The sequence below is a fragment of the Hymenobacter sp. UYCo722 genome, from assembly GCF_040547115.1.
GTDB lineage: Bacteria > Bacteroidota > Bacteroidia > Cytophagales > Hymenobacteraceae > Hymenobacter.
Map to the genome: position 1 here is coordinate 134,176 of NZ_JBEPPC010000007.1, position 24,201 is coordinate 158,376.

At 62.5% G+C, this 24,201-nt stretch carries 24 protein-coding genes; 10 read left to right on the forward strand and 14 right to left on the reverse strand.

All coding sequences use genetic code 11. The features are described 5' to 3' along the window. Positions 1-304: 304 nt before the first annotated feature. From ABIB44_RS16175 to ABIB44_RS16210, 8 genes are all read right to left on the reverse strand, one after another. Entirely contained in the window at positions 305-1,654 is a 1,350-nt protein-coding gene (locus tag ABIB44_RS16175; RefSeq protein WP_354585703.1) for a sigma-54-dependent transcriptional regulator, read from the reverse strand. 431 nt (positions 1,655-2,085) lie between these two features. After that, positions 2,086-2,736, reverse strand: coding sequence for an NAD-dependent epimerase/dehydratase family protein (locus tag ABIB44_RS16180; RefSeq protein WP_354585704.1), 651 nt, complete (start codon positions 2,734-2,736; stop codon positions 2,086-2,088). A gap of 98 nt (positions 2,737-2,834) precedes the next feature. Further along, entirely contained in the window at positions 2,835-3,671 is an 837-nt protein-coding gene (locus tag ABIB44_RS16185) for a CvfB family protein (RefSeq protein WP_354585705.1), read from the reverse strand. A gap of 67 nt (positions 3,672-3,738) precedes the next feature. After that, a complete protein-coding gene (locus tag ABIB44_RS16190; protein WP_354585706.1) occupies positions 3,739-4,413 on the reverse strand; it encodes an MIP/aquaporin family protein in 675 nt (224 codons plus the stop codon). Then, complete coding sequence (locus tag ABIB44_RS16195) at positions 4,413-4,922, reverse strand: GNAT family N-acetyltransferase (protein WP_354585707.1); 510 nt, start codon at positions 4,920-4,922, stop codon at positions 4,413-4,415. The genes ABIB44_RS16190 and ABIB44_RS16195 overlap by 1 nt, the downstream gene beginning before the upstream one ends. A gap of 216 nt (positions 4,923-5,138) precedes the next feature. After that, positions 5,139-5,561 carry an arsenate reductase ArsC gene (locus ABIB44_RS16200; protein ID WP_354585708.1) on the reverse strand — a complete coding sequence of 141 codons (423 nt, stop codon included), beginning with the start codon at positions 5,559-5,561 and terminating at the stop codon, positions 5,139-5,141. A 44-nt stretch (positions 5,562-5,605) separates the two neighbouring features. Further along, positions 5,606-6,067: a DUF6428 family protein gene (locus tag ABIB44_RS16205; protein WP_354585709.1), complete on the reverse strand. Its 462-nt coding sequence runs from the start codon at positions 6,065-6,067 to the stop codon at positions 5,606-5,608. 61 nt (positions 6,068-6,128) lie between these two features. Then, positions 6,129-6,479, reverse strand: a complete 351-nt coding sequence (locus tag ABIB44_RS16210; protein WP_354585710.1) for an ArsR/SmtB family transcription factor — start codon at positions 6,477-6,479, stop codon at positions 6,129-6,131. 398 nt (positions 6,480-6,877) lie between these two features. Between ABIB44_RS16210 and ABIB44_RS16215 the strand changes: the two genes are divergently transcribed. Continuing rightward, positions 6,878-7,312, forward strand: coding sequence for an energy transducer TonB (locus ABIB44_RS16215; RefSeq protein WP_354585711.1), 435 nt, complete (start codon positions 6,878-6,880; stop codon positions 7,310-7,312). Positions 7,313-7,449: 137 nt separating this feature from the next. Here the strand turns inward: ABIB44_RS16215 and ABIB44_RS16220 are convergent, their stop codons facing one another. Further along, positions 7,450-9,420 carry a BamA/TamA family outer membrane protein gene (locus tag ABIB44_RS16220; RefSeq protein ID WP_354585712.1) on the reverse strand — a complete coding sequence of 657 codons (1,971 nt, stop codon included), beginning with the start codon at positions 9,418-9,420 and terminating at the stop codon, positions 7,450-7,452. A 221-nt stretch (positions 9,421-9,641) separates the two neighbouring features. On the opposite strand from ABIB44_RS16220, the gene ABIB44_RS16225 reads away from it, so the two are divergent. The 4 genes from ABIB44_RS16225 to rfbD all read left to right on the forward strand — a co-directional run bounded on the left by ABIB44_RS16225 (position 9,642) and on the right by rfbD (position 13,137). Beyond that, positions 9,642-10,910: a putative DNA modification/repair radical SAM protein gene (locus ABIB44_RS16225; RefSeq protein ID WP_354585713.1), complete on the forward strand. Its 1,269-nt coding sequence runs from the start codon at positions 9,642-9,644 to the stop codon at positions 10,908-10,910. A 7-nt stretch (positions 10,911-10,917) separates the two neighbouring features. Next, positions 10,918-11,193 (forward strand): hypothetical protein, encoded by a 276-nt coding sequence (locus ABIB44_RS16230; RefSeq protein WP_354585714.1) that lies wholly within the window; start codon positions 10,918-10,920, stop codon positions 11,191-11,193. Between the two features lie 33 nt (positions 11,194-11,226). Then, positions 11,227-12,162 carry a TIGR03915 family putative DNA repair protein gene (locus ABIB44_RS16235; RefSeq protein ID WP_354585715.1) on the forward strand — a complete coding sequence of 312 codons (936 nt, stop codon included), beginning with the start codon at positions 11,227-11,229 and terminating at the stop codon, positions 12,160-12,162. Positions 12,163-12,273: 111 nt separating this feature from the next. After that, positions 12,274-13,137 carry a dTDP-4-dehydrorhamnose reductase gene (rfbD, locus tag ABIB44_RS16240; protein WP_354585716.1) on the forward strand — a complete coding sequence of 288 codons (864 nt, stop codon included), beginning with the start codon at positions 12,274-12,276 and terminating at the stop codon, positions 13,135-13,137. Positions 13,138-13,170: 33 nt separating this feature from the next. Here rfbD and ABIB44_RS16245 read toward each other — a convergent pair whose 3' ends face one another. Next, on the reverse strand, positions 13,171-14,379 hold the full coding sequence (locus tag ABIB44_RS16245; RefSeq protein ID WP_354585717.1) for an MFS transporter: 1,209 nt from the start codon (positions 14,377-14,379) through the stop codon (positions 13,171-13,173). A gap of 115 nt (positions 14,380-14,494) precedes the next feature. Between ABIB44_RS16245 and ABIB44_RS16250 the strand changes: the two genes are divergently transcribed. After that, positions 14,495-15,019 (forward strand): GreA/GreB family elongation factor, encoded by a 525-nt coding sequence (locus ABIB44_RS16250; protein ID WP_354585718.1) that lies wholly within the window; start codon positions 14,495-14,497, stop codon positions 15,017-15,019. A 17-nt stretch (positions 15,020-15,036) separates the two neighbouring features. Here the strand turns inward: ABIB44_RS16250 and ABIB44_RS16255 are convergent, their stop codons facing one another. Further along, entirely contained in the window at positions 15,037-15,741 is a 705-nt protein-coding gene (locus ABIB44_RS16255; protein ID WP_354585719.1) for a hypothetical protein, read from the reverse strand. Positions 15,742-15,818: 77 nt separating this feature from the next. Continuing rightward, on the reverse strand, positions 15,819-17,159 hold the full coding sequence (locus ABIB44_RS16260; RefSeq protein WP_354585720.1) for a T9SS type A sorting domain-containing protein: 1,341 nt from the start codon (positions 17,157-17,159) through the stop codon (positions 15,819-15,821). 245 nt (positions 17,160-17,404) lie between these two features. Here ABIB44_RS16260 and ABIB44_RS16265 point away from each other — a divergent pair, with 245 nt between their 5' ends. After that, on the forward strand, positions 17,405-18,331 hold the full coding sequence (locus ABIB44_RS16265; RefSeq protein WP_354585721.1) for a bestrophin family protein: 927 nt from the start codon (positions 17,405-17,407) through the stop codon (positions 18,329-18,331). A 23-nt stretch (positions 18,332-18,354) separates the two neighbouring features. Here the strand turns inward: ABIB44_RS16265 and ABIB44_RS16270 are convergent, their stop codons facing one another. Beyond that, positions 18,355-19,284: an AraC family transcriptional regulator gene (locus tag ABIB44_RS16270; RefSeq protein ID WP_354585722.1), complete on the reverse strand. Its 930-nt coding sequence runs from the start codon at positions 19,282-19,284 to the stop codon at positions 18,355-18,357. A gap of 165 nt (positions 19,285-19,449) precedes the next feature. Between ABIB44_RS16270 and ABIB44_RS16275 the strand changes: the two genes are divergently transcribed. The 3 genes from ABIB44_RS16275 to ABIB44_RS16285 all read left to right on the forward strand — a co-directional run bounded on the left by ABIB44_RS16275 (position 19,450) and on the right by ABIB44_RS16285 (position 22,020). After that, a complete protein-coding gene (locus tag ABIB44_RS16275) occupies positions 19,450-20,979 on the forward strand; it encodes an aldehyde dehydrogenase family protein (RefSeq protein ID WP_354585723.1) in 1,530 nt (509 codons plus the stop codon). Positions 20,980-21,213: 234 nt separating this feature from the next. Further along, positions 21,214-21,567 carry a hypothetical protein gene (locus ABIB44_RS16280; protein ID WP_354585724.1) on the forward strand — a complete coding sequence of 118 codons (354 nt, stop codon included), beginning with the start codon at positions 21,214-21,216 and terminating at the stop codon, positions 21,565-21,567. A 57-nt stretch (positions 21,568-21,624) separates the two neighbouring features. Next, positions 21,625-22,020 carry a DUF779 domain-containing protein gene (locus ABIB44_RS16285; RefSeq protein ID WP_354585725.1) on the forward strand — a complete coding sequence of 132 codons (396 nt, stop codon included), beginning with the start codon at positions 21,625-21,627 and terminating at the stop codon, positions 22,018-22,020. Between the two features lie 111 nt (positions 22,021-22,131). Here ABIB44_RS16285 and ABIB44_RS16290 read toward each other — a convergent pair whose 3' ends face one another. After that, on the reverse strand, positions 22,132-24,174 hold the full coding sequence (locus tag ABIB44_RS16290) for a S9 family peptidase (RefSeq protein ID WP_354585726.1): 2,043 nt from the start codon (positions 24,172-24,174) through the stop codon (positions 22,132-22,134). Positions 24,175-24,201 lie beyond the last annotated feature (27 nt).

Sequence of the window (24,201 nt, forward strand, 5' to 3'; positions counted from 1 at the left end):
ATCCGTCCGGCTAGGCGAGGGGAGCATTCCCAGGGCTAAGCTAACGGTAGCGAATGCCAGACCAGAAGGGCTGCTGATTGCTGCGATTTACGCAACGGGCTGGCAATCAAAAGCTGTGATTTTTGTGAAGCATGCCAAACCCTGCCCAAACGCAGCGCACCGGGCCATTCTGACCCGGTGCCATTGTCATAATGATAGGGTGGCAGGGGGGGCAGGACGCCAGGTAACGGATGAGCAAGAGTGGTCAAGAGAACGGCGTTCAGCCTGACTACCTTCTTTGTCGTAGTTAACCACGTTTCACTACTCAAATCCCGTACTCGGTAATCTTGCGGTAAAGCGTTTTGAGGCCGATGCCCAGCTGCCGGGCGGACTCCGTTTTGTTGCCCCCGGTTTCGTGAAGTACCAGCTGAATCTGTCGCTTCTCCATGCCGCGCAGCGAGCGGCCGGTGCCGGGCGCGTCGGGCTCGGGGCCCAGCAGCTGCAGGTCGTCGGGCAGGGCGTCGGCGGTCAGCACCAGCTCGTCGGTGAGGATGGCGGCCCGCTCCAGCACGTTTTTCAGCTCGCGCACATTGCCCGGCCAGCTGTACTGCTGCAGCTGCCGCAGGCAGGCCGCATCGAGGCCGGTGATGCGCTTGCGCAGCTTCACGGCGAAGTTCTGGAGGAAATAATCGGCCAGCGGGGCAATGTCCTCGCGCCGGTTTTTGAGGGCCGGCACGTCGATGGTGAACACCGAGAGGCGGTAGTAGAGGTCGGCCCGGAAGTGGCCGTCGGTAGCCTCCTGCTTGAGGTTGCGGTTGGTGGCCGCCACAAACCGCACGTTCACCTGCACGGCCTGGGTGTCGCCGAGCTTGGTGAACTGCTGGGTTTCGAGCACGCGCAGCAGCTTGGCCTGCACGTCGGGGGCCAGCTCGCCAATTTCGTCCAGAAACAGCGTGCCCGTGTGGGCCGCTTCCAGCAGGCCCTTTTTATCGGCCACCGCCCCGGTAAAGGCCCCCTTGCGGTAGCCAAACAGCTCCGACTCCAATAAATCCCGGGGAAATGCGCTGCAATTCACCGCCACAAACGGCTTGCTCCGGCGCGGGCTGGCCAAGTGGATGGCCTGCGCGAACAGCTCCTTGCCGGCCCCGGTGGGCCCTTCCAGCAGCACGGTGCTGTCGGTGGGGGCTACCCGCTCGGCCAGGTCTTTGGCGTGGCCCAGCGCGGCCGAGGTGCCAATCATCGACGCGAAGCTGTGCAGTGCGCCCACCTGCCGCTCCAGCGCGGCCACCCGGTGCTGCAGCCGGGCCTTGGCCACCGCCTTGTCGACGACGACCAGGAGCTGGTCGTCGGAATCGCCCTTGGTCAGGTAGTCGAACGCGCCCTCTCTCATGGCCCGCACGCTGTCGGGAATGCGTCCATAGGCCGTGAGGAGGATTATTTCGGCCAGGGGAGCGGCTTGCCGCAGGCGCGGCAGCAGGTCGATGCCGGAGCCGTCGGGCAGCTTCACGTCGCAGAGGATAACCAGTACCTCGGCCGCGTGCTGGGTTAGTACCTCGAAGCCCCGGCGGGCATCCGGAGCCTGCAGTACCGTGTACCCTTCCAGCTCCAACAGCCGGCCGATGGCCTGGCGCAGGCTGTGTTCATCGTCAATAAGTAGGAGGGTACCGCTGAACATAAGGCGAGGGCTGAATCACCGCTGGCAGGATACCCGCGCAATTGCCGGCAAAAGACCGAAGCTTTCGATGGCTCTCCGGTGAATAAAGCAGGCGGCAATGCTTTTTGCGGCCGGGGTTTAGGATAATCGTTTGAAAAAATCAGCACACCGGTCGACAGGTTTGCTGAACAGGCCTCACAACAAAGAATCACGCGATGCGGCAGCGCTTCCAGGGCTACACCCAGCTCATCGTGCTGGGCGGGGGCGGGGTTGGGGCGGCCGGCGTGGCCGGCAAGCCCGCTGCGTAAGCCGCAATGAGAAACGGCAAGCCCCACCAGTGGTTCTGGCGAGGCTTTTTGCTGCTGGACGCTACGGGCCTGGCTAGTCCTTCACCAGGAGTTTGACCACAGTGCCTGCCTGGGCGGGGATGCGCACGGTATTGCTGCTGCGCCCTAGGTCACCAGCTGCCCGGCTGCTTCGTGCACTTGCACCCCACTGCCATCCGTTTCGGCGGCGCGCAGCATGGCGGCGGCCACGGCTGCGCCGGTCACCGGCTGGTATTTCTGGAGCGGGCCGCGCAGCAGCGGGCGTAGCAGCCGCAGCCCCACGGCTCCCAGGCGCTCGCCCAGGCGGGGTGCGGCTCGTTCGCCTAGCAGCAGCGAGGGCCGGAAAATATGAATGGCCCGAAAGAGCGTCTGCCGCACGGCCACTTCCATCTCGCCCTTCACCCGGCTGTAGTAGATGCTGCTCCCGGCATCGGCTCCCATACTGGATACCACCATGAATTGCGCGGCGAAGTTGCCCGCCGCCAGTGCCGCCAGCTGCACCACGTACAGAAAATCAACCGTAAAAAACGCCTCCTTCGAGCCCGCTTGCGCCATGGTGGTACCCAGGCAGCAAAACACGTCGTCGGCAATCAGCTTCAGGCGCACGTCCTCCAGCCGGTCCAGCTCCGTGACGACCTGCACCAGCTTGGGGTGAATGGTGGGCACGGCCCGGCGCCCCACCACAATCACCTTGGCGTAGCGCTCGGAAGCTAAGAGCAGCGGCAGCAGCTGGGAACCAATGAGGCCCGTGGCCCCGGCGAGTAAAGCGGTTTTCATAAGTAGGGTGCGGGGCTGGCTCCCGCCCGTCGTTGAACGGAATGATGTACGCCATTCAAACGATTCCGTTCAACGACGGGCGGGGGCCAGCCCGCACCTTACTTCAATACCGTTGCCTCTGGCTCCAGCAGCACCAGGCCCTGCCGGAACAAGGCCCCCAGCGCCTTTTTGAATACCTTTTTGCTCATGCCCACGCGGCGGTACACATCGTCGGCCAGGCTTTTGTCGCCCAAAGGCAGGCGACCGCCCGGCGCGGCCTGAATGGCCTTCAGCAGCGTGTCGGTGGCCGATTCTACTTTGCCGTAGCCGTCCTGTTGCAGGCGAACGTCGAGCTTGCCATCGGCCCGCACCTGGCGCAGGAAGCCGGGCAGCTGCTCGCCCAGGCGCAGGGGCCGGAATACCTCGTTGTGAAACAGCAGCCCCTGGTGCGTCCCGTTCACGATAACGGGGTAGCCCAGCTCGGTTTCGTCGGCCACGAGCAGGCGCACCGCGTCGCCGGGTTCGCCCCGAAAGGGCTCCTGGCTCAGAAACTGCTTCCACTTGGTGGAGGCCACGAGGCGGTCGCTTTCCTCATCCAGGTACACGTACACGAATACCCGCTCGCCGGCGCGCAGGTCGCGCCGCTGGTTGCGGAAGGGCAGGAGCAGGTCTTTTTCCAGGCCCCACTCCAGGAAGGCACCAGCCGGGCCGTGGTCCTTCACCGTGAGGCCGGCGTAGGAATTCACGAGGGCCAGGGGCCGCAGGTTGGTGGCAATGAGGCGGTCTTCCGAGTCGCGGTACACGAACACGCGCACGATGTCGCCCACGCGGGTGCCGGCCTCCACGTACTTTTCGGGCAGCAGCAGGTCGCCGTCGTCGGAGGTGAGGTAGAGGCCGATGCTGGTTTCGCGGGCTACTTCGAGGTCGTTGTAATCGCCGAGGAGGAGGCTGGCCATAAGGTGCAAACTTGAGAAGTTAAGGGGCAAAGGTCGGGAAGAAATGTAGCACATGCTGCAGCTTGTGCTATACGTCCGCCGCCGCCCCGTGCCGCTGCACCAGCCCCTTGTTCACGGCCACGGCCAGCAGCGCGCCGGCTACTGGCCCCACCAGGTACACCCACCAATCCGCCAGGTGGCCGCTGAGCAGGGCGGGAGCCAGCGAGCGGGCCGGGTTCATGCTCGCACCCGTGAGCGGGCCGGCCACCAGGGCCTCCAGCGCCACCGTCATGCTGATGGCCAGCCCCGCCAGCAGGCCGGCTTCCTTCGGGCCCGAGGTAACCCGAAAAATCACCAGCACCAGCCAGAAGGTGAGGAAGGTTTCGATGCCCAACGCCTGCCAGGGGCCGTGGGCCGGCAGCGTAGCGCCCAGGTCCGAGCTCGGGGTGGCAATCAGCTTCACCAGCCCGCTACCCAGGGCCGCGCCCACCAGCTGCGCGCCCACGTAGGGCAGCACCCGCCGCCCCGGGAAGCGCCCCATCGCCCAGAAGGCTACCGTCACGGCTGGGTTCACATGCGCGCCGCTGATTTCGCCCAGGCTCTGGATGAGGATGAACACCACCAACCCAAAGGCTGCTGCCACCCCGCCGTGCCCCAGCGCGTGGGTTTGGGCATCGACCACGGCCGCCCCGGTTCCAAAAATCAAGAGGATGGCCGTGCCCAGCACCTCGGCCAGCAGGCAGGTTCGGAGCGTCGTCTGCATCAGGCCCCGATGGTATCCGTAGTGCCCACCACGGGGCTGCGGCGCTCCAGCAGCAGGGTGTCGCGCCACACGCCGCGCAGCTGGCCGATGCGCTCGCGCCGCCCCACCAGCCGGAAGCCCACGGCCTCGTGCAGCCGCAGGCTGGCCGGGTTCTCGGGAAAGATGCCGGCCTGCAAGGTCCACAGGTCGTTTTCTTCTGATTCCGTTACCAGGGCCTTCATCAGGGCGTGGCCCACGCCTCGCCCCCGCGCCGCGGCGGCCACATACACGCTCACCTCGGCCACGCCGGCGTACACACAACGGCCCGAAACCGGCGACAGTGCTGCCCAGCCCAGCACCAGCCCGTTTTCGGTGGTTGCCACCAGGCGGCAGGTCGGCAGGTGGCCGGTATGCCAAACCTCCCAAGTAGGCGGCTCGGTGTTGAAGGTGGCAGTGCCGGTAGCCATGCCCTCGACATAGATGGCGAGTACGGCCGGCCAGTGGTCAGCCGTAAGGAGTTGCAGCTTCATAAGGAATGAGAACCTGTCCGAAATAGGCAAAAAAGAACGGTCATGCTTCGTCTGGCGTCCGCTGGCCGAAACGGTTATACCGCGTAACTAACTCAGCCAAAGAGATTACTTGCGCAGTAGAGCTGCTGCGGCCAACGGACGCCAGACGAAGCACGACAGCCTATTCGGAAAGTTCTAAGGACGGGAAGGGGGGGTGACGTGCTGGCGCGTGCCCGCCTAAAATTCAGCCTGCACGAAATCGTGAGCATACGCCTTCACTTGGTCGCGCACGCTCCGGAACTGCGCCCTTATTTCCTCCTCGCTACCGGTCGCTTTGGCGGGGTCAGGGAAATTATGATGCAGCTTTTTGGCCGTTGAGGGAAATACCGGGCACACCTCGTTGGCATGGTCGCACACGGTGATGACGTAGTCGAAGGGAACGGCCGCGTATTCGTCAACGTGGTTGCTAGTGTGGGCCGAAATGTCCACGCCGTCCTCTGCCATCACGCGCACGGCGCGAGGGTTGAGACCGTGCACTTCGACCCCCGCGCTAAACACGGCGGCGCGCTGGCCGAGCGCCTGCGCCAGGTAGCCGTGCAGCAGCTGGCTGCGGCAGGAGTTGCCGGTGCACAGCACCAGAATGTTCTTAGCGTCAGGCATAAAGGTTCGTCAGGTGGCAGTGATGATGGTGATTAAGTGCGGCGCTAGCAGCACCCGCCGCCCGGGGTGCAGCCCGCCATTTGCAGCTGGGGCAGGGCAAACGACGGGGCCGCCGGAATGCCGCAGGCATCCTGCGCCAAGCAAGCCGTCTGTTTGGCCGTGAGCTGGAATTCCGTCCCGTCAAATGCCAGCCCGAACTTGCCGATGGTGGCCTGCTGGTACTCTACCTCAATATCCAGGTCCTCGCGGCCCAGAATTTTCTCCGACAGCTTCAGGATGCTCAGGAATTTCTGCGGGGCTAGCCGGTGGTCGTAGTCGCCCGCCTCCCAAAGCTGGAAGTTAGCCGCTGTTTCGCGCCGCTCCACGCCGCCGCAGTCGACAAAATGCTTGCTCACCAGGCCCACCTCCGTCACGTGGAAATGGGCTGGCAGCGCCGTGCCATCGGGCAGCCGAAAACGCACGGCCGATAGACCCGCCAGGGCTGCTTTCATTTCAGAAATATTCATGGTGCTATATGTTGGGTGAAGAATGGGTTTTGTAAGTCGGGTAAGTCCGTCAGCTCACCGCTCAGCAGCAGTCCGGGGCGGCAGCTGCGGCGCGCGTAGCAATCGGTATTTCCGCCAGCAAATCGCCAAACAGCTCCCGGGCCACGGCCCAGCCGGCCGCATCGAGGCAGTAGCACACGCGCGGCCCGTCGACCTCGCCCTGTACCAGGCCGGCCGCCTTCAGCTCCTTCAGGTGCTGCGACACGGTGCTCTGCGACAGCGGCAGCTCCAGCACCAGCTCGCCGCACACGCAGGCCCGGCGCTGAGCCAGCATCCGCACAATGGCAATCCGCGCCGGGTGTCCCAAGGCCTTGGCAATGGCCGCGAGTCGTTGTTCGGCGGGCGTAAAATGCGCGTGCTTATGGAATGCCATCGGGTTTCTTAATGCTTATCGTCGATTTACGATAACAAATTTAATAGGATGTTTTTGATTCTGGGCTGGGAAATTTCAACTTGTCGGAATAATGCTGTTTCAGGTAATAAAAAAATAACAACGTCCCGCTTGTGTCGCCCGACCAGGTGCTGTCTGTATATAATTCCATAAAATGGTAATTCGCCTCATTTTAAACGATTACTCCAAAATAGGGCCTTTAAATAGTGCCACGTTTTTAGACACTGTTCTATTTGCCTGTCAGGAAAATAATCTGCTGATAAGTCAATTTACTGAAATCCGCTTTGTAGCTTTCGGTCGTATTTAGCGCGGGTTGCCACCCTCGCTTCTCACGTTACCTGCACCACTAATCCGCTCTTACTGTGAAAAATACTTTACGCTTGTCTCTTTTTGCTGCGTTGCTGGGCTTGATGGCTACCGGCCATAGCCAGGCCCAGACGGGTCCCAATCAGGCCGCGCCAGCCAGCCCGGCGGCTCCGGCGGCTATCAGTCCCGATTCGGTATTCGTGAACCCCGAGGTGAACCCCCACTTTGTGGGCGGCGACAAGGCGTTTGCCGCTTATGTGGGCAAGTCAATCCGCTACCCGCAGCAGGCGCTCAACCGCCGCGTTTCGGGTAAAGTCTACGTCAGTTTCACGCTCAGTGCCCAAGGCCAGGTGCAGGATGCCCACGTGATGAGCGGCCCCGGCAACGGCCTCAACGAAGAAGCCCTGCGCCTTATCTGGACCATGCCCCCCTGGGAGCCTGGCCGCGTGAATGGCCAGCCGGTGCGCGTGGCCTGTACGCTGCCCATCGCCTTTAATTCGGGGCGCTAAGCGCCAAATTATTAGCCTATTAGTTATCGCTTCGTTAGTTATTGTCAGGGATTTATTATCAGGTATTAGAGAATAGCACAGCGCCCGGCCCCCACTTAGGGAGCCGGGCGCTGCTACGTTGGCGCTAGCCGCTGCGCTTACTGGTATTGCGGCACCCCGGGCGAGCCCAGCCCAAAATCGCTGAAGGTGATGGTTTCACGGGTGCTTTCGTACATGCGAATGCCGTTGGCCGCGTTCAGGCCGCGGGGGTAGTAGCCCAGCAGCAACTGGAAGGTGCGCAACACCGTGAACTCGTTGCGGAAGCGCAGGCCCAACCCAAAGCCGGTGTAGGGCGAGTCGGCGAAGGGCGAGCCCCCGCCGGGCCGGTTGCTTACCCAGGCCGCATCGGCGAAGGCAATGCCGGCCAGCCGAAAGCCCAGCAGCGAAAGTGGCGTGAACAACGTGGTTTCGTAGTTGAGCACGAAGCGGCTGGTGGCCAGAATGGGGGTGGCCGGCGAAAAGCCCCGCAGGCCCCGGTCGTTGGTAATGCCCTGCAAAAACTCCCCCGGCCGGCGGTTCAGGCCAATGGTAGCCCGGCTGCTGAGGAAGTGCCGGTACTGCCAGTTGCCGGCGTGATAGAGCCTGGTGAACGAAGTTAATTCGCCCGTGAGCAGACCTTGTTCCCACTTTTTGGCGGCGTCGAGGCGCTGGTAGCCGCCCACGTCCACGGCCCCGTAGAGATAGCCGGTGCGGGTGCTGAAGGCGGCCGCGGCCAGCCGCACGTTGAGGTAACGGCGGGGCACTACGCTGTTCATGTCGTAGCCCGCCGTGAAGCTCACCAGCGTGCCGGTTGGCACGTCTTCGGTGCGGCCAAAACCGAACAGGTACCGGTCCTTATAGTAACGGCGCACCGAGTACCCCACGGTGCCCAGCAGCAGGGTACTGTTGTGGTAGGTATTCTGGTAGTTGGGCACATCGGCCGGGGTAGGCGTGGGCACGGTCTGGAACTGGCTGCGCACCACCCGGGTGGCCACAATGATACGCCCCGGGTTTTCGTAGCCCAGGTCGTAGGAGCGCAGGCGCAGGGCGCGGCCTACCCACACATCCTGCACGTTGTAGTTGAGCGGGTAGTAGCGGTAGGGCTGGCCGGCCGGCGGTGGGCTTAGCGCAATATCCAGCGCGTAGCGGTCGATGTTGAGCGCTCCGGCGTAGCGCGTGGTGGGCGAGTAGAAATCTCGCTTGAGCGAAACACCCCCCGAGCGGTAGTTAAATTCATTGCGGTAGCGCGCCTGGGCGTAGAGAAAATGGCGGAACGGGGCCGTGTAGCTGCCTTCGTAGGCCCAGGTTTGCGCGCCGGGCGAGTTGTCGTACTCCCGGCCATAATTATAGGAGTTTTCGATTTGGTGGCCCAGCCCCAGGAAGTTCTGGTCGCCGAGGGTGATGACGCCCGCCGTCGCCGTGCCCACCTGCGCGCCGGCCGTGATGCTGAACACGTCGGTGGTGAGCACTTCGATATCGACGCTGTCGCGCGTGGTGGTGCGCTCGTTCACCAGCACTCGGGCATCAAGAATTTCGGGCGTTTGGCGCAGCAGGCGCTCCGATTCGGCCAGCGCTTGGGGCTCCAGGGCCTGCCCGGCCCGGAACAGCAGCACCTGCCGGATGCGGGCCCGCGAGGTTTTAATGTGCAGGCCGTTGCCGGCCTTGTCGAGCAGGCTGCGCGGGTGCCGGGTCGAATCGCTCAGGCTGTAGCCGAAGGCATCGAGCGGCCGGATGGTAATGCGCCGCACAATTTTGAAGCTGTGCCGGTCGAACTGCCGGTCGAGCAGCACGGCATCGAGGCCGGCTTGCTCGCCCTGGCGGTTCGTAAAGTTGAGCAGGCCAGACATGGCCCGGCCGGCAATGGTTTTGCGGCGCGAGTAGGCTTGCAGGCGATTGATGAGCCGCTCCTGGTCGAAGCGCTGGCGCAGGGAGTCGGGACGGGCGGGCAGTACTTCCAGGGTCGCGTGCAGCGAGTCGGGCGGCACCGCCGAGCGCGGGTCGAACGTCTGCGCGCGCGCCGGCCGGGCCAGCCCCATCAGCAGGAGCAGGCCCAGTAGCCAGACCGATAAATAACAACCGCGAAAGCTCATGAACAGGGGCAACGCCGCAAAGTACGAAAAGGAGCCGGAGGCGTTTGCGGCCCGGCATTCTGTCGGGAATATTAGAGGAGCGGCTTTGCTAAGCCAGTACGAAATAATAGCCGGTCGATTTTCTCTTAAAAAGAAACTATTCCCAAAAAAATTAGCTTAAAGCATAGTGCCCAATTGGGGGCTGATTTGTAATTTTAAGGCCGAAAGCAACGTCCCACCGCATGAACGAGCGCATTCAGGAGAAACTAAGCATATTAGCCGATGCCGCCAAGTACGACGCGTCGTGCAGCAGCAGCGGCGGCAAGCGTAAAAACGAAGGCAAAGGCCTCGGCAACGCCGAAGGCATGGGCATTTGCCACAGCTACACCGAGGACGGCCGTTGCGTGAGCCTGCTGAAAATCCTGCTCACCAACCACTGCATTTTCGACTGTGCCTACTGCGTGTCGCGCCGCAGCAACGACGTGAAGCGCGCCGCCTTCACGGTGGATGAAGTGGTGGACCTCACCATCAACTTCTACCGCCGCAACTACATTGAGGGCCTATTTCTGAGCTCCGGCATCTTTTCCAGCCCCGACTACACGATGGAGCGCCTGGTGCGCATCGTGAAAAAGCTGCGCACCGAGCATCATTTCAACGGCTACATCCACGTTAAAACCATTCCCGGCGCTAGCGAGGAGCTGATTGCCGAGGCGGGCCTCTACGCCGACCGCCTCAGCGTGAATATCGAGCTGCCCTCCGAGCTGGCCCTCACCACGCTGGCCCCGGAAAAAAACTACCAGGAAATCCTGACTCCGATGGCCCAGATTCGGGACGGCATCATTCAGAATAAGGAAGAAAAAGCGCTGTTTAAAAAGGTGCCGGGCTTCGCCACTGCCGGCCAGAGCACGCAGCTCATCGTGGGGGCCAGCGCCGAAACGGACCTGCAAATCATTAAGCTCACCGACAGCCTCTACCAGGGCTACGGCTTGAAGCGGGTGTACTACTCCGGCTACATCCCGGTCACCGACGACGCCCGCCTGCCGCAAGTCACGCAGCCACCCGTCATCCGCGAGCACCGCCTGTACCAGACCGACTGGCTGATGCGCTTCTACGGCTTCCAGGCCGACGAAATCCTCGACCCTGCCCATCCGCACCTCGACCTTGAGATTGACCCTAAACTGGCCTGGGCCCTGCGCAACCGCCACATATTTCCCATCGATGTGAACGTGGCCGACTATGAAATGATTTTGCGCATTCCCGGCGTGGGGGCGCGCTCGGCCAAGCGCATTATCGCGGCCCGGCGCTTCGCCACGCTCGATATGGAAACCCTGCGCCAGTTGGGCGTGGTGCTTAAGCGCGCCAAGTATTTCCTCACCTGCCGCGGCGAGCACCAGCCCGTTATCGGCGAGCTGAGCGAGCAGCAGGTGCGCCGCCAGATTCTGTTTGGGGCCGGCTCGGTGCGCTCGGCGCTCGTTACGCAGCAGCTCGATTTGTTTGCCCAAGCCTCCTGATTCTACCATGCAAGCCAATTCCAACCCCGACTCTTTCACCACCTTGCTGCATCCCGGCCATTTGGGCGGCGTGCAGCAGGATATCCTTTTTTCTGTTATGAAAGTCATTCATCGTCAGTCTCAGCCGCAGCCCGTTATATCGGGGCAGTCCGATAAAGTGAACCGTCTCTCGTGCTGCTGCCGCCTCAGCGAGCTGTTGCCGCTGGTGCGCCAGCTGCACGACGAAGCCCGCGCCCGCCACGAAGCCCGCCGCGAGGGCGAGCAGCGCCAGCAGGCGGCATAATATTGCACCGCTCCGGCGTTCGCCCACTTCCTATTGAAACCCGTCCGCCGCCCATTCGCCACGCCAGCACCTGCCACCCCGCGCCGGGTTGGTGCGCCCGCGCTCACGGCCCGGCCGCTGGACTATACCTACGACGGCACGTTTGAGGGCTTGCTCACGGTGTTGTTCCGCATCTACGAAAGCAAGTCGCCACCCAACAGCATTCAGCCCGAGGCCACGGCCCAGAGTGGCCTTTTCGTGCAGCCGGCCCATCGCGAAACGGAGGAAGCCCTGGCCACCCGCGTATGGGACGGCCTCCTGAAAACAATGGATTCAGAAGCCCGCGCCCGCCTTTACCACGTTTTTCTTAGCGAAGACGCGGACCGGGAACTGCTGATTTTTCGCTACGTGGATTTGGCGCTGCGCTCGCCCGTGGATGTAGCGGAGAACTACGCCAATGCCGACGTGCGCCGCGTGCAGCGCCTGGCCCAGATGATGTTCCGCGAAAAGCACCGGATGGAGGCCTTTGTGCGCTTCGAGAAAACCAGCGATGAGCTGTTTCACGCCACTATCGAGCCGGACATGGACGTGCTGCCGCTCATTGCCGCGCATTTCACCAAGCGCTACGCCGACCAGCGCTGGCTGATTTACGACCGCCGCCGCCACTACGGGCTGTACTACGACCTCACGCGCACCGACATTGTGCAGTTTGAAAACCCGGCGGGCCGGAAAGCCACCGATATTTCTGCTACCGTGCTCGATGAGCGGGAACCGCTGTTCAAGCACCTTTGGCAGGCTTATTTCGACCACGTCAACATTCCCGAGCGCAAAAACCTGAAGCTGCACCGCCGCCACATGCCCCTGCGCTACTGGAAATACCTGAGCGAAAAGCAGCCCCGCGAGGTGCGCTTCGAACCCATCAAAAACAAACAAGCTATTGTGGGCAAGGAGATTTCGGCGGGCCAGAAACTGCTGCCGCCACCGGCGTAATTCCTGGTAGTCCATGTTGGAACTCGTGCCGCGCCCGGCAAAGCATAAGCTCCAGCATGGGCTACAGCGCCTGGACGGGCCTAACTTGCGGGCTAACTCGAAGTTTTAGCGATGAGCACGACACTGGTTTTTGGGGCCTCCGGGCAATTGGGGCAATGCCTGGCGCACGTGGCCCGCGAGCGCGGCACAGCAGGCTTGCTATTTCTGGCCGAGGAGCAGGCCAATATCCTCAATCCCGAGGGTTTGGCGGCCCTGTTTGCCGAGCACCACCCGGCCTACGTCATCAACTGCGCCGCCTACACGGCCGTGGACAAGGCCGAGGACGACGTGGACCTGGCGCGCCGCATCAACCGCGACGGCGTGGAAAACCTGGCCCGCCTCTGCGGCGAACATGGCAGCACGCTCATCCAGATTTCGACCGATTTCGTGTTTGCCGGCGCGGGCAATCAGCCCCTGGTCGAAACCGACGAAACCGCGCCGCTGGGCATCTACGGCCTCACCAAGCTCGAAGGCGAGCAGGTGATTCCGGGCCTGACGGAGCGGTATTTCACCCTGCGCACCAGCTGGCTGTACTCGGAGTTTGCCGGCAACTTCGTGAAAACCATGCGCAAGCTGGGCCGCGAGCGTGACGAGCTGCGCGTGATTTGGGACCAGGTGGGCACGCCCACCTACGCCATCGACCTGGCCGGCGTCATCCTCGGAATTATCGAAAGTGGCAGCACGGCCTATGGCCTCTACCACTACAGCAACGAGGGCCTGACTTCGTGGTACGACTTCGCCACCGCCATTTTCGAGCTGAGCGGAATTGCGGTGAAAACCACACCCATTCGTACCAGCGAATATCCCACAAAAGCCGTCCGGCCGCCGTTTTCGGTGATGGATAAAACGAAAATCAAAGACGCGCTGGGGGTAGCCATTCCGCACTGGCGCGCGAGCCTGCAAACCTGCGTGGAGCGGCTGGCGGCCGTCGAGTAGCGCCTGCTGTGCCGCCTGGCTTCGGCACAAGCACTACTCGCGCCCGTAGAACCGGCTCACCAAATAGGCCGCCCCCGACAGGCCGGCTCCCAGCACGCACACGCCGGTCCAGCCAAAGTGCGTCCAGGCCACGCCGCCGGCTACCGAACCCAGCGAGCCACCCGTAAAATAACCGGTCATGTACACGGTATTGAGGCGGCTGCGGGCCTCGGGCACCAGCGAAAAAACGGTGGTCTGGTTGGAGATGTGCGCCGCCTGCACGCCCACATCAAGCAAAATTACCCCCGCCACCAGCCCGGCCAGGTGGAAGCCGCCCAGGCCCAGCACCGCATAAGCGCCCACCGCCAGTAGCGTGCCGATGCCAAGGGCGAAGTCCGGGCCGCGCGTGTCGGCGGCTTTGCCGGCCAGGGGGGCGGCCAGTGCGCCCATGGCCCCCACCAACCCGAAAAAGCCGGCTACGTCGCTGCCGTAGCGGTAGGTCGGGCTTTCGAGGAAAAACGTGAGCGTGGTCCAGAACACGCTGAAGGCTGCGAACAGCAGCCCCCCCACGAGCGCCGAGCGGCGCAGGGCCGGCAGCGTGCTGGTCAGCGTCAGCAGCGATTTCATGAGCGAGCCGTAGGTGCCGGTGAAATTGGGCCGGTCTTCGGGCAGGCGCCAGGCCAGCAGGCCCAGTAGCGCCAGCATGGTAACGGCCGCGATTTCAAACATGGCCCGCCAGCCCAGGTGCGCCCCCACGTAGCCGCTAATGGTGCGCGAGGCCAGAATCCCAATCAGCAAGCCGCTCATGATGCGGCCCACGATGCGGCCCCGGTCGGCCTCGGGGGCCAGGTGCGCGGCCATGGGCAGCAGCAGCTGCGGCACCGCCGAGCAAATGCCAATAAAAATACTGGCTATTGCCAGCAGCGCGAAACTGGGCGCAAACGCCGCCAGCCCCAGGCAGGCCGCCGCGCCCAGCAGCATAAGCAGCAGCAGGCGCTTGCGCTCCAGCATATCGCCCAGGGGCACTACCAGCAGCATGCCCAGCGTGTAGCCTACCTGCGTGGCAGTGGCCACCAGGCTGGCATTGCTGTCGGAGAGGTGAAACGTGCGGCCGATGTCGGCCAGCAGCGGTTGGTTGTAGTAGATATTGGCCACCACCAGTCCGCAGGTGAGGGCCATTAGCCAGACGAGCGAATTGGGCAGGCGGTGGGCGGGAAGCGTAACGGAAACCGCCCCAGCGGGCTTGGCAAGCAATTCTGACATCAAATAGCGCGAGCGAATCGAATAGGTAGCGAAATAGTGGATGGTAACCGCTGTTTGGCCCCAATGGTTGCACCCGGCCGCGCAACCTGCCCGGCATGTCTGCGTTTGCCGGAACATGAGCCGAGGATTTACCAGGGAAGACGACGCGCAGACGCCGCCCATTATTCCGCCCCGGGCCGCCCTGCCTCCGGGCATGCCCAACTACGTCACGCCCCACGGCTTAGCGCTGCTGCGCGCCGAGCTAACTACCCTTGAAGCCGAGCGCGCCCAGGCCGAAGCCAACCACGACAATGACACCGACCGCACCCACCGCCTTTCCCTCTACAACGGCCGCATCGCGCTGCTGCTCGAGCGCCTGGGCAGCGCCAAAGTGGTAGACCCCGCCGGCCAGCCCCCGCAGGAAGCACGCTTCGGAGCTACCCTGACGCTGCGCACCGTGAGTGGCGGAAAGGTCGGTTTCGAGCGCCAGTTTACCATCGTGGGGGTTGATGAAGCCGATGTGGCGCTGGGCAAGGTGGCTTTCGTGGCACCCATTGCCCGTGCCGTGCAGGGCGCGAAGCTAAAGCAGCTGGTGCCGCTGCCGCTGGGCGGGCAGCAGGAGGTGATGGAAGTGGTTGGAATTTCGTACGCCAACGGGTAGGCGCACGCGGCTATTCTTCAGGGCTTAGCGACGTACGGAAACCCGCGCCACATGTGCCGGACCAGGGCATTCGCCAACGCGACAGGGCTGGTGCTGGGCCGCCCGGCCAGCTCGTGGTCGAAGCGCCACACGAGCTGGCCGGTTTGGGTATCGTACAGGTCGAGCGCGGTACGCACGCCGTTGGCAGCCATCAGGTTTGAGTCAGTGAGCACGAACAGGGCGATGCTGGCGCTGCCGGGCAGCAGCTGGCGCATGTCGGTTTGCCCCAGCAGCACCACGTCCACCCCCAGGGCGGCGCGCAGTTCGGCCATCGAATGGGAGGGCAGGCTTTCGTAGGTGATGCCCGCCCGGGCCAGCCGTTGGTTGGTGTCGGCCGGGTTCTGGAACGCCACCGTGATGGGATGCGTCACCTGCTGACGCATCAGGGCGGCCTGCAGCTCGGCCTGTAGCTGATAGCCGAGCTGCCGGCGCTCGCCCCACCGCTGGCGATTGGGGCCGTGGGTCAGGGCCAGGGGGCGGCGGACGCTGTCGGTCCAGGGCTCGGGGCCGCGGATTACCACGTCCTGCAGGCGCTCCAGCCCGACAGTGAAGGGCAAAATGGCCACCGTGCGATGCGTGGCCAGCGCGGCCGGAACCAAGGTCTGGCTCTGAAAGCTGCGGCGGGCACAGCCCGGCAGAAAGAGGCTGATTGCCAACGCCGCACTCAAAAGGAAAATACGCATAGCCCGGGAGTTTATCAAAGGTATAAAGCCATCGTGGCGGGAGGCCCACCATTGTGCGCTTTTGCTGCGGTAGCGGCTCAGCGGACGCTAAGCTTCTGCACCAGCCGACCGGCCGGCGTTTGCACGCTTAGGGTGTAGAGGCCCGGCTGCTGGCCGCTCAGGTCGAGACGCAGGTGGGGGCGGGCACTGCCCTGCCAGGCATCGCGGAAGACTTCGCGGCCCAAGGCGTCGGTCACGCTTACCTCGGCGGCGGCCAGGGCCGTGGGCAGCTCCACGGTGAAGCGGCCGTCGGCGCTGGGGTTGGGGTAGGCAGGCAGCGGCCGCGCGAGTCGGCTCCCGGCGCGGGTGGCCAGCGCAATGGCCTGGTAGCTGCCGTAGTTGCGGCGCTCGTCCGGCTGAAAGCCCGTGCCGCCGAAGTCGGTGCTCGTGATTTGAAAGCGGATGCTGCCGTCGGGATTATAAGTGTACTGGTCCTGCAGGGCAATAATAACGTCCCAGCCAGTCCCGTTCCAATCATCGAATTCTATTTGCGTAGGGTTGCCCGCAAAATCAAAGTTGGCGAACTGGCGCTGGTCGTTTTCCCAGCTGACGCCCGCCTGGTGCTGGGTCAAAAGCTCCTGGCGGATAGGGGTATAGGTGCCCAGCTGGCGGGCTACGGTCAGCCACTGGCCGGAGGCAGTGGGTACCTGCAGCTCCACGTTGGCCACCAGCATTTCGGCGAAGCTGTACCACACCACGTTCTGCCAGCGCTCGTCGTCCTGCCAGCCGCCCTGGCCGTCGGGCACCTGGCTCAGGCGGGCGGTCCATTCGCCGTTGGCAGCTACGGAGTACTGGTAGCGCACTGAGTCGGCGTAGGCCAGGGTGGCGGTGCGGTACACCTGCACGGTTTGGGCGGTGAGGTGGTTGGCGGCATCGTAACTATTGAGGTAGCGCGTACCGATATCAGTCAGCCAATTGCCGGCCAGGTCGGGGCTCTGGTGCTCTTGCAGGGTAAGCTGCTGTTGCCCATCGTACGCAAACTGGTCGCGGCTGTCGTCGTTCCATTTGCCGCCAGCGTAGTGTTGCGTGCTGATAAGGAGTGGTTTTTGGGCGGCGTTGTAGGTGGTCAGCGTTCGGTTGTAAGGCGTGCCGCTGGCCGAGTCGGCCACGACTTCCTGCGTCACCAGGGCCTGGGCGTTGTAGGTATAGGTAAGGCGCTTGGGGCCGACCCATTGGTTGGTAATCGGGCTGTAGCCGTAATCCATCACCTGGCCGGGACGCAGCACGCTGGCGGTTGCCGCCCGGGCGGCCCGGCCCGGCCCATGCTTGGGCAGGCTGGCCCGCAGCGCCTGCAAAGTGGCCGGGCGCTGCGGCAGCTGCGCCGAAGCACCGGTATGCCAGAGGCCGAGGGCCAGAAGGGAATAAAGAGCCGTTTTCATCGGTGAGGGGGTTAGTGGAGTTGGAGGACAAGGCAAAGGTCTTCCGGCGCAAAAGCTTCCACAATCCCGGAAATCGATGAATTACACCTACCGAAAAACCAGTAGCTGCATCGCGCTGGCCGTCCTGACGGGGCCCGCCCGCCCAGCTCGCGCTACTGGCGAAAGTGCCAAAACCGGCGGTTATTGGCTCCGCTACGTAGTTTTGCCCACCCCGTCCGGTTGTTCCGGCGGGCTTTCGCGACCTTATGATTGTCTACAAATCGACTGACTGGTGGGAGGCCCTGCGCCACCTGAGCTCCTCTGGCGTAATCCGGCTGCTACTAAGGCGGGTGCTGTTTGTCGGCCTCTATGCCACTGGTATTGCGGCCGCCGCCACCCGGTTCGAGCGCCTGCACACGCCCATCGACCGGGAGTTTTTTACGTTTCTGGGCATCATGCTCAGCTTGCTGATGGCTTTTCGGACCAACACGGCCTACGACCGGTTCTACGAGGGCCGCCGCGTGTGGGGCCAGCTTGTGAACAACTGCCGCAACCTGGCCATTGTGGTCGGGGCCCGCCTGCCGGCCGACGATAAGGCCACCCGTACCTATTTTGCCCGGCTGCTTTCCAACTTTCCCATTGCCCTCGATGGCCACCTGCGCACCGGCGTGCGGTTCGAAAAGCTGGAAGACGCGACCCCTGATTTCGTCAAGGACCTGGAGCTGGTCGACCATGTGCCCGCCCGCATCGCCGCCCAAATACAGGAGTTCTTCGAGCACCTGTTGCGGCAGGGTCTTATTCTGCCCGAGCACCTCATCACCTTCCAGCGCCACCACGAGGCCATGCTCGATGTGGCGGGCGTCTGCGAGCGCATCAAGGGCACGCCCATTCCGTTTTCCTACAGCTACTTTATCAAGGGCTTTATCTCGGTCTTTATTCTGATAATGCCCTTTAATTTACTCGATACCTACCAGTGGCTCACCGTGCCGATTACCATGTTCGGAGCCTACGCCCTGCTCGGAGTAGAGATGATTGGCGACGAAATCGAAGACCCCTTCGGCAAAGACAGCAACGATTTGCCGCTCACCCAGATTGCCAACCGCATTCGGGCCAACGTGCACGAAATCATGCGTGTCAAGCTGGACAAGGACGTGCGGGAGCTGGCCAACCTGCCCTACAGCGTCGTTTTCTAAAGTGCCAGGGACGCTGCTTTGCGCTACGCCACCACCTGCTTTTTATACGCCCCCGGCGTCACACCCTCGTGTTTTTTGAACAGCGCCTGGAAATAGGACAGGTTATTGAACCCCGCCCGCAGGCACACCTCCGCCACGCTGGCCAGCGGGTGGCGCAGCAGCCGCTTGGCCTCGCCCAGCCGCTCCCGAATAATGTACTCGACCGGCGTAATCCCGAACTCGCGCTTGAAGACGCGGAAGAACGTGGCCTTGCTCATGCAGGCCAGCGCGCTCAGCTTATCAATGGTCAGGTTTTCGGCCAGATGCCCTTTAATGTAGCCCACCACGGCGGCGAAGCGGTGGGTGGTGAGGTGCCGGGCGTAGTCGTGGAAAATGAGCTGCCGGGCCTGGGTCTGCATCAGGCGTACCAATAGCTCCTGCAGGGTAAAGCCGGCCAGCACGTCCTTGTTGATATCGGAAGTACGCGACACGGCCACCAGACGGCCCAGCGTATCGGTCAGCTCGGGTGTGTTGGTGAGGTGAGCATAGTCGGAACCCGCGATGGCCCAGGGCTGATGGGTTTCGGCGCGTGGGTAGCGCTCGTTCAGCAAATCCACGGTGTGGCGGATGGTATCGGGTGCGATGGTCACGGCCAGGCACTGCGTGGGCTGGCACAGGCAGGCGTCGGGAAAGTCGATTTCCATCAGCTCGTTTTTGTCGACAACCACCGATTCGCCGGGCAGGTAGTCGAAGGCTTCGCGGCCGGGCAGGTGCATCACCTTTTTGCCGCGCAGCATCGTGGTCAGGGCCAGGCCTTCGAGGCGCAGGGGCACGCGGTGGGCGGCGTGGTGCGTTTCGAACACGTTGAGCTCGAATCCCTCCAGGCTGTATACCGTCCGGTTTTCGACCAGAGAATGCAGCCGCTCCAGCGCGAGTGGTGCAACGGCGGCAGGCAAATGAACGCGGCTGGGCATGGCGGAAGTGATTGTGGTGAGGGAGTACACACTCCCAACATGGCGAGGGGGTAGCAAGTTGCGATAATTTCAGCACTCTTTGCGATAATACCACAACCTTTCAGCTAAGTAAAAAGGGACCTTTACAATATCTTCAGTTCACCTAATTCCCATTCCAACAAAGCCATGGCTGAAACCTTAGAAGAAACCACTACCGTAGTGGCCCGCCCCAAGTTCAAATCGCATTACGACAACTTTATCGGTGGCAAATGGGTGGCCCCGGTCAAGGGCCAGTATTTTGAAAACCCGTCGCCCATCGACGGCAAGGCTTTCACCAAAGTAGCCCGTAGCACCAAGGAAGACATTGACCTGGCCCTCGATGCCGCCCACGAAGCCTTCAAAACCTGGGGCAAAACCTCGCCCACCGAGCGGAGCAATATCCTCAACAAAATTGCCAACCGCATCGAGGAAAACCTCGCCCACCTCGCCGCCGTGGAATGCGTCGAGAACGGCAAGCCCATCCGCGAAACCACCTACGCCGACATGCCGCTGGTGGTGGACCATTTCCGCTACTTCGCCAGCGTAATTCGGGCCGAGGAGGGCAGCGCTACCGAGCTGAACAGCACCACGCTTTCGCTCAATATCCAGGAGCCGCTGGGCGTTATCGGCCAAATTATTCCCTGGAACTTCCCGATACTGATGGCCACCTGGAAGCTGGCCCCCGCCATCGCGGCCGGCTGCACCGTGGTGCTGAAGCCCGCCGAGCAAACCCCCGCCAGCATTATGGTGCTCATGGAGCTGATTCAGGATTTGGTGCCGCCCGGCGTGATTAACGTCGTGAACGGTTTCGGCCTCGAAGCCGGCAAGCCGCTGGCCTCGTCGCCCCGCATCAACAAGGCCAGCTTCACGGGCGAGACGACCACCGGCCGCCTCATCATGCAGTATGCGTCGGAGAACTTGATTCCGGTGACGATGGAGCTGGGCGGCAAGTCGCCCAACGTCTTCTTCAAGAGCGTGATGGATGCCGACGATGACTTCCTCGACAAAGCCATCGAAGGCGCGGTGATGTTTGCCCTGAACCAGGGTGAAATCTGCACCTGCCCCTCGCGGATGCTCGTTCAGGAAGACATTTACGACGAGTTTATTGCCCGCGTCATTGAGCGCGTGAAGGCCATCAAGCTGGGCAACCCGCTCGACATGACTACGATGATGGGTGCGCAGGCCTCGAACGACCAGTTCGAGAAAATCCTGAGCTACCTCGAAATCGGCAAGGCCGAAGGCGCGGAGGTGCTGACCGGCGGCGAAGCCTATTCGCAGGAAGACGGCGCGCTGGCCGAGGGCTACTACATCCACCCCACCATTTTCCGGGGCCACAACAAGATGCGGATTTTCCAAGAGGAAATCTTCGGCCCGGTGCTGTCCGTCACCACCTTTAAAACCGTGGAGGAAGCCATCGAAATCGCCAACGACACCCTCTACGGCCTCGGGGCCGGCGTGTGGACCCGCGACGCCCACGAGCTGTACGAAGTGCCCCGCGCCATTCAGGCCGGCCGCGTGTGGGTAAACTGCTACCACGACTACCCCGCCGGTGCGCCGTTCGGTGGCTACAAGGCCTCCGGTTTCGGCCGCGAAAACCACAAGATGATGCTGGGCCACTACCGCCAGAACAAGAACATGCTCATCAGCTACAGCCAGCAGAAGCTGGGCTTCTTCTAGACCCAGGTTAGCTGACTGACGTAGAAGAACACCGGTTAAGAACGTCATGCTGAGCGAAGCCGAAGCATCTCTACCGCGTAACTAAATCCTTACGATTGGATTAGTAGTGCAGTAGAGATGCTTCGACTTCGCTCAGCATGACGTTCTTGTTTGGTGGCACTGCTTTTTGCCTACTTGCTAAGCAACAGCCAGGCAGCTGCCCATGTCTCTATCAACGCCACTTGCTTCGTACTGATGAAAAGTATCCTTCTCCTGTTCATCTTGCTTTCTAGCGCCTCCGTAGCTGATGCGCAGAACCTTCCGGTGCCCGGTGCCAAGCATCCCGATTGGGTGTTGCGAGAATTACCAGCCGAGCGTGGTATGCCCACCTTGCACGTGTATGCTGCCCCGCAGCCCGGCCGCCTGGCTACTGTGGACGTGCGCAACGCCGAAACTGGCGCTGTAGAGCGTGTTTCAGACCCTGCACATGCCTTGGTTTACGACTTCATCAAAAGTGTTATTGAGGATAGACGTACCGGCAAGCGGTACACTTTCTATCGCAAAGGCACTGCGCCAAAGCTGTCACGACCTGAAACTGCTTTTTTGTAAATCAGCCATGTTGGCTCGCGCCGCCAAGCTGCTTCTCATACCCATCACTTCCGCCCAATGCCCACTCCCCGCGTTCTCGTCACCACCGCCGCTGAAGCCACCATCGACTTGCTCCGCGACGAGCACGGCCCGCTCATGTTTCACCAAAGCGGCGGGTGCTGCGACGGCTCCTCGCCCATGTGCTTTGCCAAAGGCGAGTTCCGCGTGGGTGGCAACGATACGTGGCTGGGCCGCATCTACGGCTGCGACTTCTTTATGAGCGCCAGCCAGTTTGAATACTGGAAGCACACCCAGCTAACAGTGGATGTGGTGAAGGGCCGGGGCGCAAGCTTTTCGCTGGAAATCCCGCTCGGCGTGCGGTTTTTGATTCGCTCGCGACTGTTCACGGAGGACGAGGAAAAGGACATGGAGCCAGTTTATGCCGGGGATGAATACCCGGAAATGGCGGTGTAATCGTCAGCGGCAGTCATGCTGAACGCAGTGAAGCACCTTATCGCGTTGGAACGACTTACTCCAACGTGATAAGGTGCTTCAGTGTGTTCAGCATGACTGCCGCTAATCGTTTTACTTCACGTTGGTCTTCGTTACCAGCTGCACCGTTTTGGGGTCCACTGTAATTTCCTGTAGGCGCTGGGCCACGGCGGGCGTCATGCTGGCCTGGTAGCGGCCGTGCAAGTGGCCGGCCAGGAACTTCTCGGAGGCCGCGAACATCGCCATGTTGTTCACGGGGCGGGCGAAGCCGTGGCCTTCATCGGGGGCCAGCAGGTATTGCACGGGGTAGTTGCGGTCGCGCAGGGCTACCACAATCTGGTCGGCTTCGGCCTTGTTCACGCGCGGGTCGTTGGCCCCCTGTACTATCATGAGCGGGGTTTTGATTTTATCGGCCGAGCCCAGCGGCGACATGCGGGCCAGGGCCGCGCGGCCTTCTTCGGTGCCGGGGTCGGCCATGCGGGCGTACATCTGCTTGCGGCCGGCCTCCCAGTAGGGCGGAATGGCGTTGAGCAAGGTCGTAAGGTTCGACGGGGCCACGATGGCCACGGCGGCGTTATACAAATCGGGAGTGAAGGCCACACCGGCCAGCGTGGCGTAGCCGCCGTACGAGCCGCCCATGATGCCCACACGCTTGGGGTCGGCAATGCCCTGGGCCACCAGGTACTTCACGCCCCAGGTCAGGTCGTCCTGCATTTTGCGGCCCCACTCGCCGTTGCCGGCTTCCAGAAACTGCTTGCCGTAGCCGGTGCTGGCCCGGAAATTGGGTGAAAGCACGGCGTAGCCCCGGTTGGCCAGAAACTGGGCCATGGCGTTGAAGCCGTAGGTGTCGCGTGCCCACGGTCCGCCGTGGGGCAGAATAATGACGGGCAGATTCTTCGCCGCCACGCCTTTGGGCAGGGTTAGGTAGGCCGGAATCTCCAGGCCATCCGACGACTTGTAACGCACCACTTTCATGTCGGCCAGGTCGGCGGCTTTCAGCTTGGGGCGGGTTTCGTACTGCTTGCTGAGTTGCTTGGTCTGGCGGTCGAACAGGTAAGCCACGCTGGGCTGCGTGGCCGAGCTGGCCGCGAGAAGCCACAGCCGCTCGTCGGTGGTGTGCGACATGGGCTGCACGTCCAGCCCCGGCAGCTGCCGGCTCACGGTGGCAAAATCCTGCTCAAACCCCTTGTCCTTCCATACGCGGCGCATGCGGTCGTCCTCGAAGCTCACGAATACGGGCTCGTGCGTTTTCTCCGAAATGGTGAGGCCGCCCACGTCCACGCGCTTCAACGGGTCGGCCTGGTAGGGCTGCTCCTGGCCGGTGGCGGGGTCGAGGAGCACGATTTCGGCCAGGTTGCGCTGTCCCTTGTTCGTGGTCAGGTACACGTGCTGGTTGTCTTTGGCGAAACCCTCCACGGCGCTCTGCTCGTCGATGCTCGTTTTGTAGAAGGGCGTCATGTTCTCGCCATCCACGCGCAGCCACTCGGTGCTGCCGTCGGGGTTCGAGCGGGCGGCCAGGCGCAGCTGGTCGTTCCAGTCGAAGGTCCAGTCGCCGATGCGGTCATTGTTCTGGCGCACCAGGGTTTTCTCGCCGGTGGTCAGGTTCAGCTTATACAGGTCGTGCCAGGCCTTGTCGCGGTCATTCAGACCGATGTAGAGCGTGTTGGGGTCGGTGAGGGGCACGTTGAAAATCTGCACGCGCACGCCCTTCAGGTTGGTGAGGTCGCGGGCGGTGGGCACGGGCTGGCCGGCGGGCAGGGCCTCGGCCGGGTTCACGGCGTAGATGTTGAAGTTCTCATCGCCGGCCTTGTCCTGGCTGTAGAGCAAGTACTTGCCGTCGCGGCTCCAGAAGTAGCCGCGCACCGGGCGGCTCTGGTCGTTGGTCATGGGCCGGGCCTTGTCGAAAGGCTCGGCCAAGCCCTTCACCCAGATGTTACGGGTGCCGTTGTAGGGCCGGATGAAGGACAGGAACTTGCCATCGGGCGAGAGCTGCGCGCCCGAAATCTCGGGGTCGCCGAACAGCAGCTCGCGGTCGATAAGCGGGGGCTGACTGCTCGCTTTGGCGGACTGGCCCATGCCGGCCTGCGGATTAGCCAAGGCCAGCAGCAGACCCAATCCCAGAAGGAGATGTTTCATAAGTATTTACAGAAAAAGATGAATATT

Bases quoted from the DNA above. Each gene is read 5' to 3' on its own strand.
- rfbD (WP_354585716.1), top strand. From the start codon at position 12,274: ATGAGCACGACACTGGTTTTTGGGGCCTCCGGGCAATTGGGGCAATGC.
- ABIB44_RS16270 (WP_354585722.1), bottom strand. From the start codon at position 19,284: ATGCCCAGCCGCGTTCATTTGCCTGCCGCCGTTGCACCACTCGCGCTG.
- ABIB44_RS16205 (WP_354585709.1), bottom strand. From the start codon at position 6,067: ATGAATATTTCTGAAATGAAAGCAGCCCTGGCGGGTCTATCGGCCGTG.
- ABIB44_RS16220 (WP_354585712.1), bottom strand. From the start codon at position 9,420: ATGAGCTTTCGCGGTTGTTATTTATCGGTCTGGCTACTGGGCCTGCTC.
- ABIB44_RS16260 (WP_354585720.1), bottom strand. From the start codon at position 17,159: ATGAAAACGGCTCTTTATTCCCTTCTGGCCCTCGGCCTCTGGCATACC.
- ABIB44_RS16200 (WP_354585708.1), bottom strand. From the start codon at position 5,561: ATGCCTGACGCTAAGAACATTCTGGTGCTGTGCACCGGCAACTCCTGC.
- ABIB44_RS16250 (WP_354585718.1), top strand. From the start codon at position 14,495: ATGAGCCGAGGATTTACCAGGGAAGACGACGCGCAGACGCCGCCCATT.
- ABIB44_RS16210 (WP_354585710.1), bottom strand. From the start codon at position 6,479: ATGGCATTCCATAAGCACGCGCATTTTACGCCCGCCGAACAACGACTC.
- ABIB44_RS16185 (WP_354585705.1), bottom strand. From the start codon at position 3,671: ATGGCCAGCCTCCTCCTCGGCGATTACAACGACCTCGAAGTAGCCCGC.
- ABIB44_RS16190 (WP_354585706.1), bottom strand. From the start codon at position 4,413: ATGCAGACGACGCTCCGAACCTGCCTGCTGGCCGAGGTGCTGGGCACG.
- ABIB44_RS16255 (WP_354585719.1), bottom strand. From the start codon at position 15,741: ATGCGTATTTTCCTTTTGAGTGCGGCGTTGGCAATCAGCCTCTTTCTG.
- ABIB44_RS16195 (WP_354585707.1), bottom strand. From the start codon at position 4,922: ATGAAGCTGCAACTCCTTACGGCTGACCACTGGCCGGCCGTACTCGCC.
- ABIB44_RS16230 (WP_354585714.1), top strand. From the start codon at position 10,918: ATGCAAGCCAATTCCAACCCCGACTCTTTCACCACCTTGCTGCATCCC.
- ABIB44_RS16180 (WP_354585704.1), bottom strand. From the start codon at position 2,736: ATGAAAACCGCTTTACTCGCCGGGGCCACGGGCCTCATTGGTTCCCAG.
- ABIB44_RS16175 (WP_354585703.1), bottom strand. From the start codon at position 1,654: ATGTTCAGCGGTACCCTCCTACTTATTGACGATGAACACAGCCTGCGC.
- ABIB44_RS16245 (WP_354585717.1), bottom strand. From the start codon at position 14,379: ATGTCAGAATTGCTTGCCAAGCCCGCTGGGGCGGTTTCCGTTACGCTT.
- ABIB44_RS16275 (WP_354585723.1), top strand. From the start codon at position 19,450: ATGGCTGAAACCTTAGAAGAAACCACTACCGTAGTGGCCCGCCCCAAG.
- ABIB44_RS16265 (WP_354585721.1), top strand. From the start codon at position 17,405: ATGATTGTCTACAAATCGACTGACTGGTGGGAGGCCCTGCGCCACCTG.
- ABIB44_RS16290 (WP_354585726.1), bottom strand. From the start codon at position 24,174: ATGAAACATCTCCTTCTGGGATTGGGTCTGCTGCTGGCCTTGGCTAAT.
- ABIB44_RS16285 (WP_354585725.1), top strand. From the start codon at position 21,625: ATGCCCACTCCCCGCGTTCTCGTCACCACCGCCGCTGAAGCCACCATC.
- ABIB44_RS16225 (WP_354585713.1), top strand. From the start codon at position 9,642: ATGAACGAGCGCATTCAGGAGAAACTAAGCATATTAGCCGATGCCGCC.
- ABIB44_RS16280 (WP_354585724.1), top strand. From the start codon at position 21,214: ATGAAAAGTATCCTTCTCCTGTTCATCTTGCTTTCTAGCGCCTCCGTA.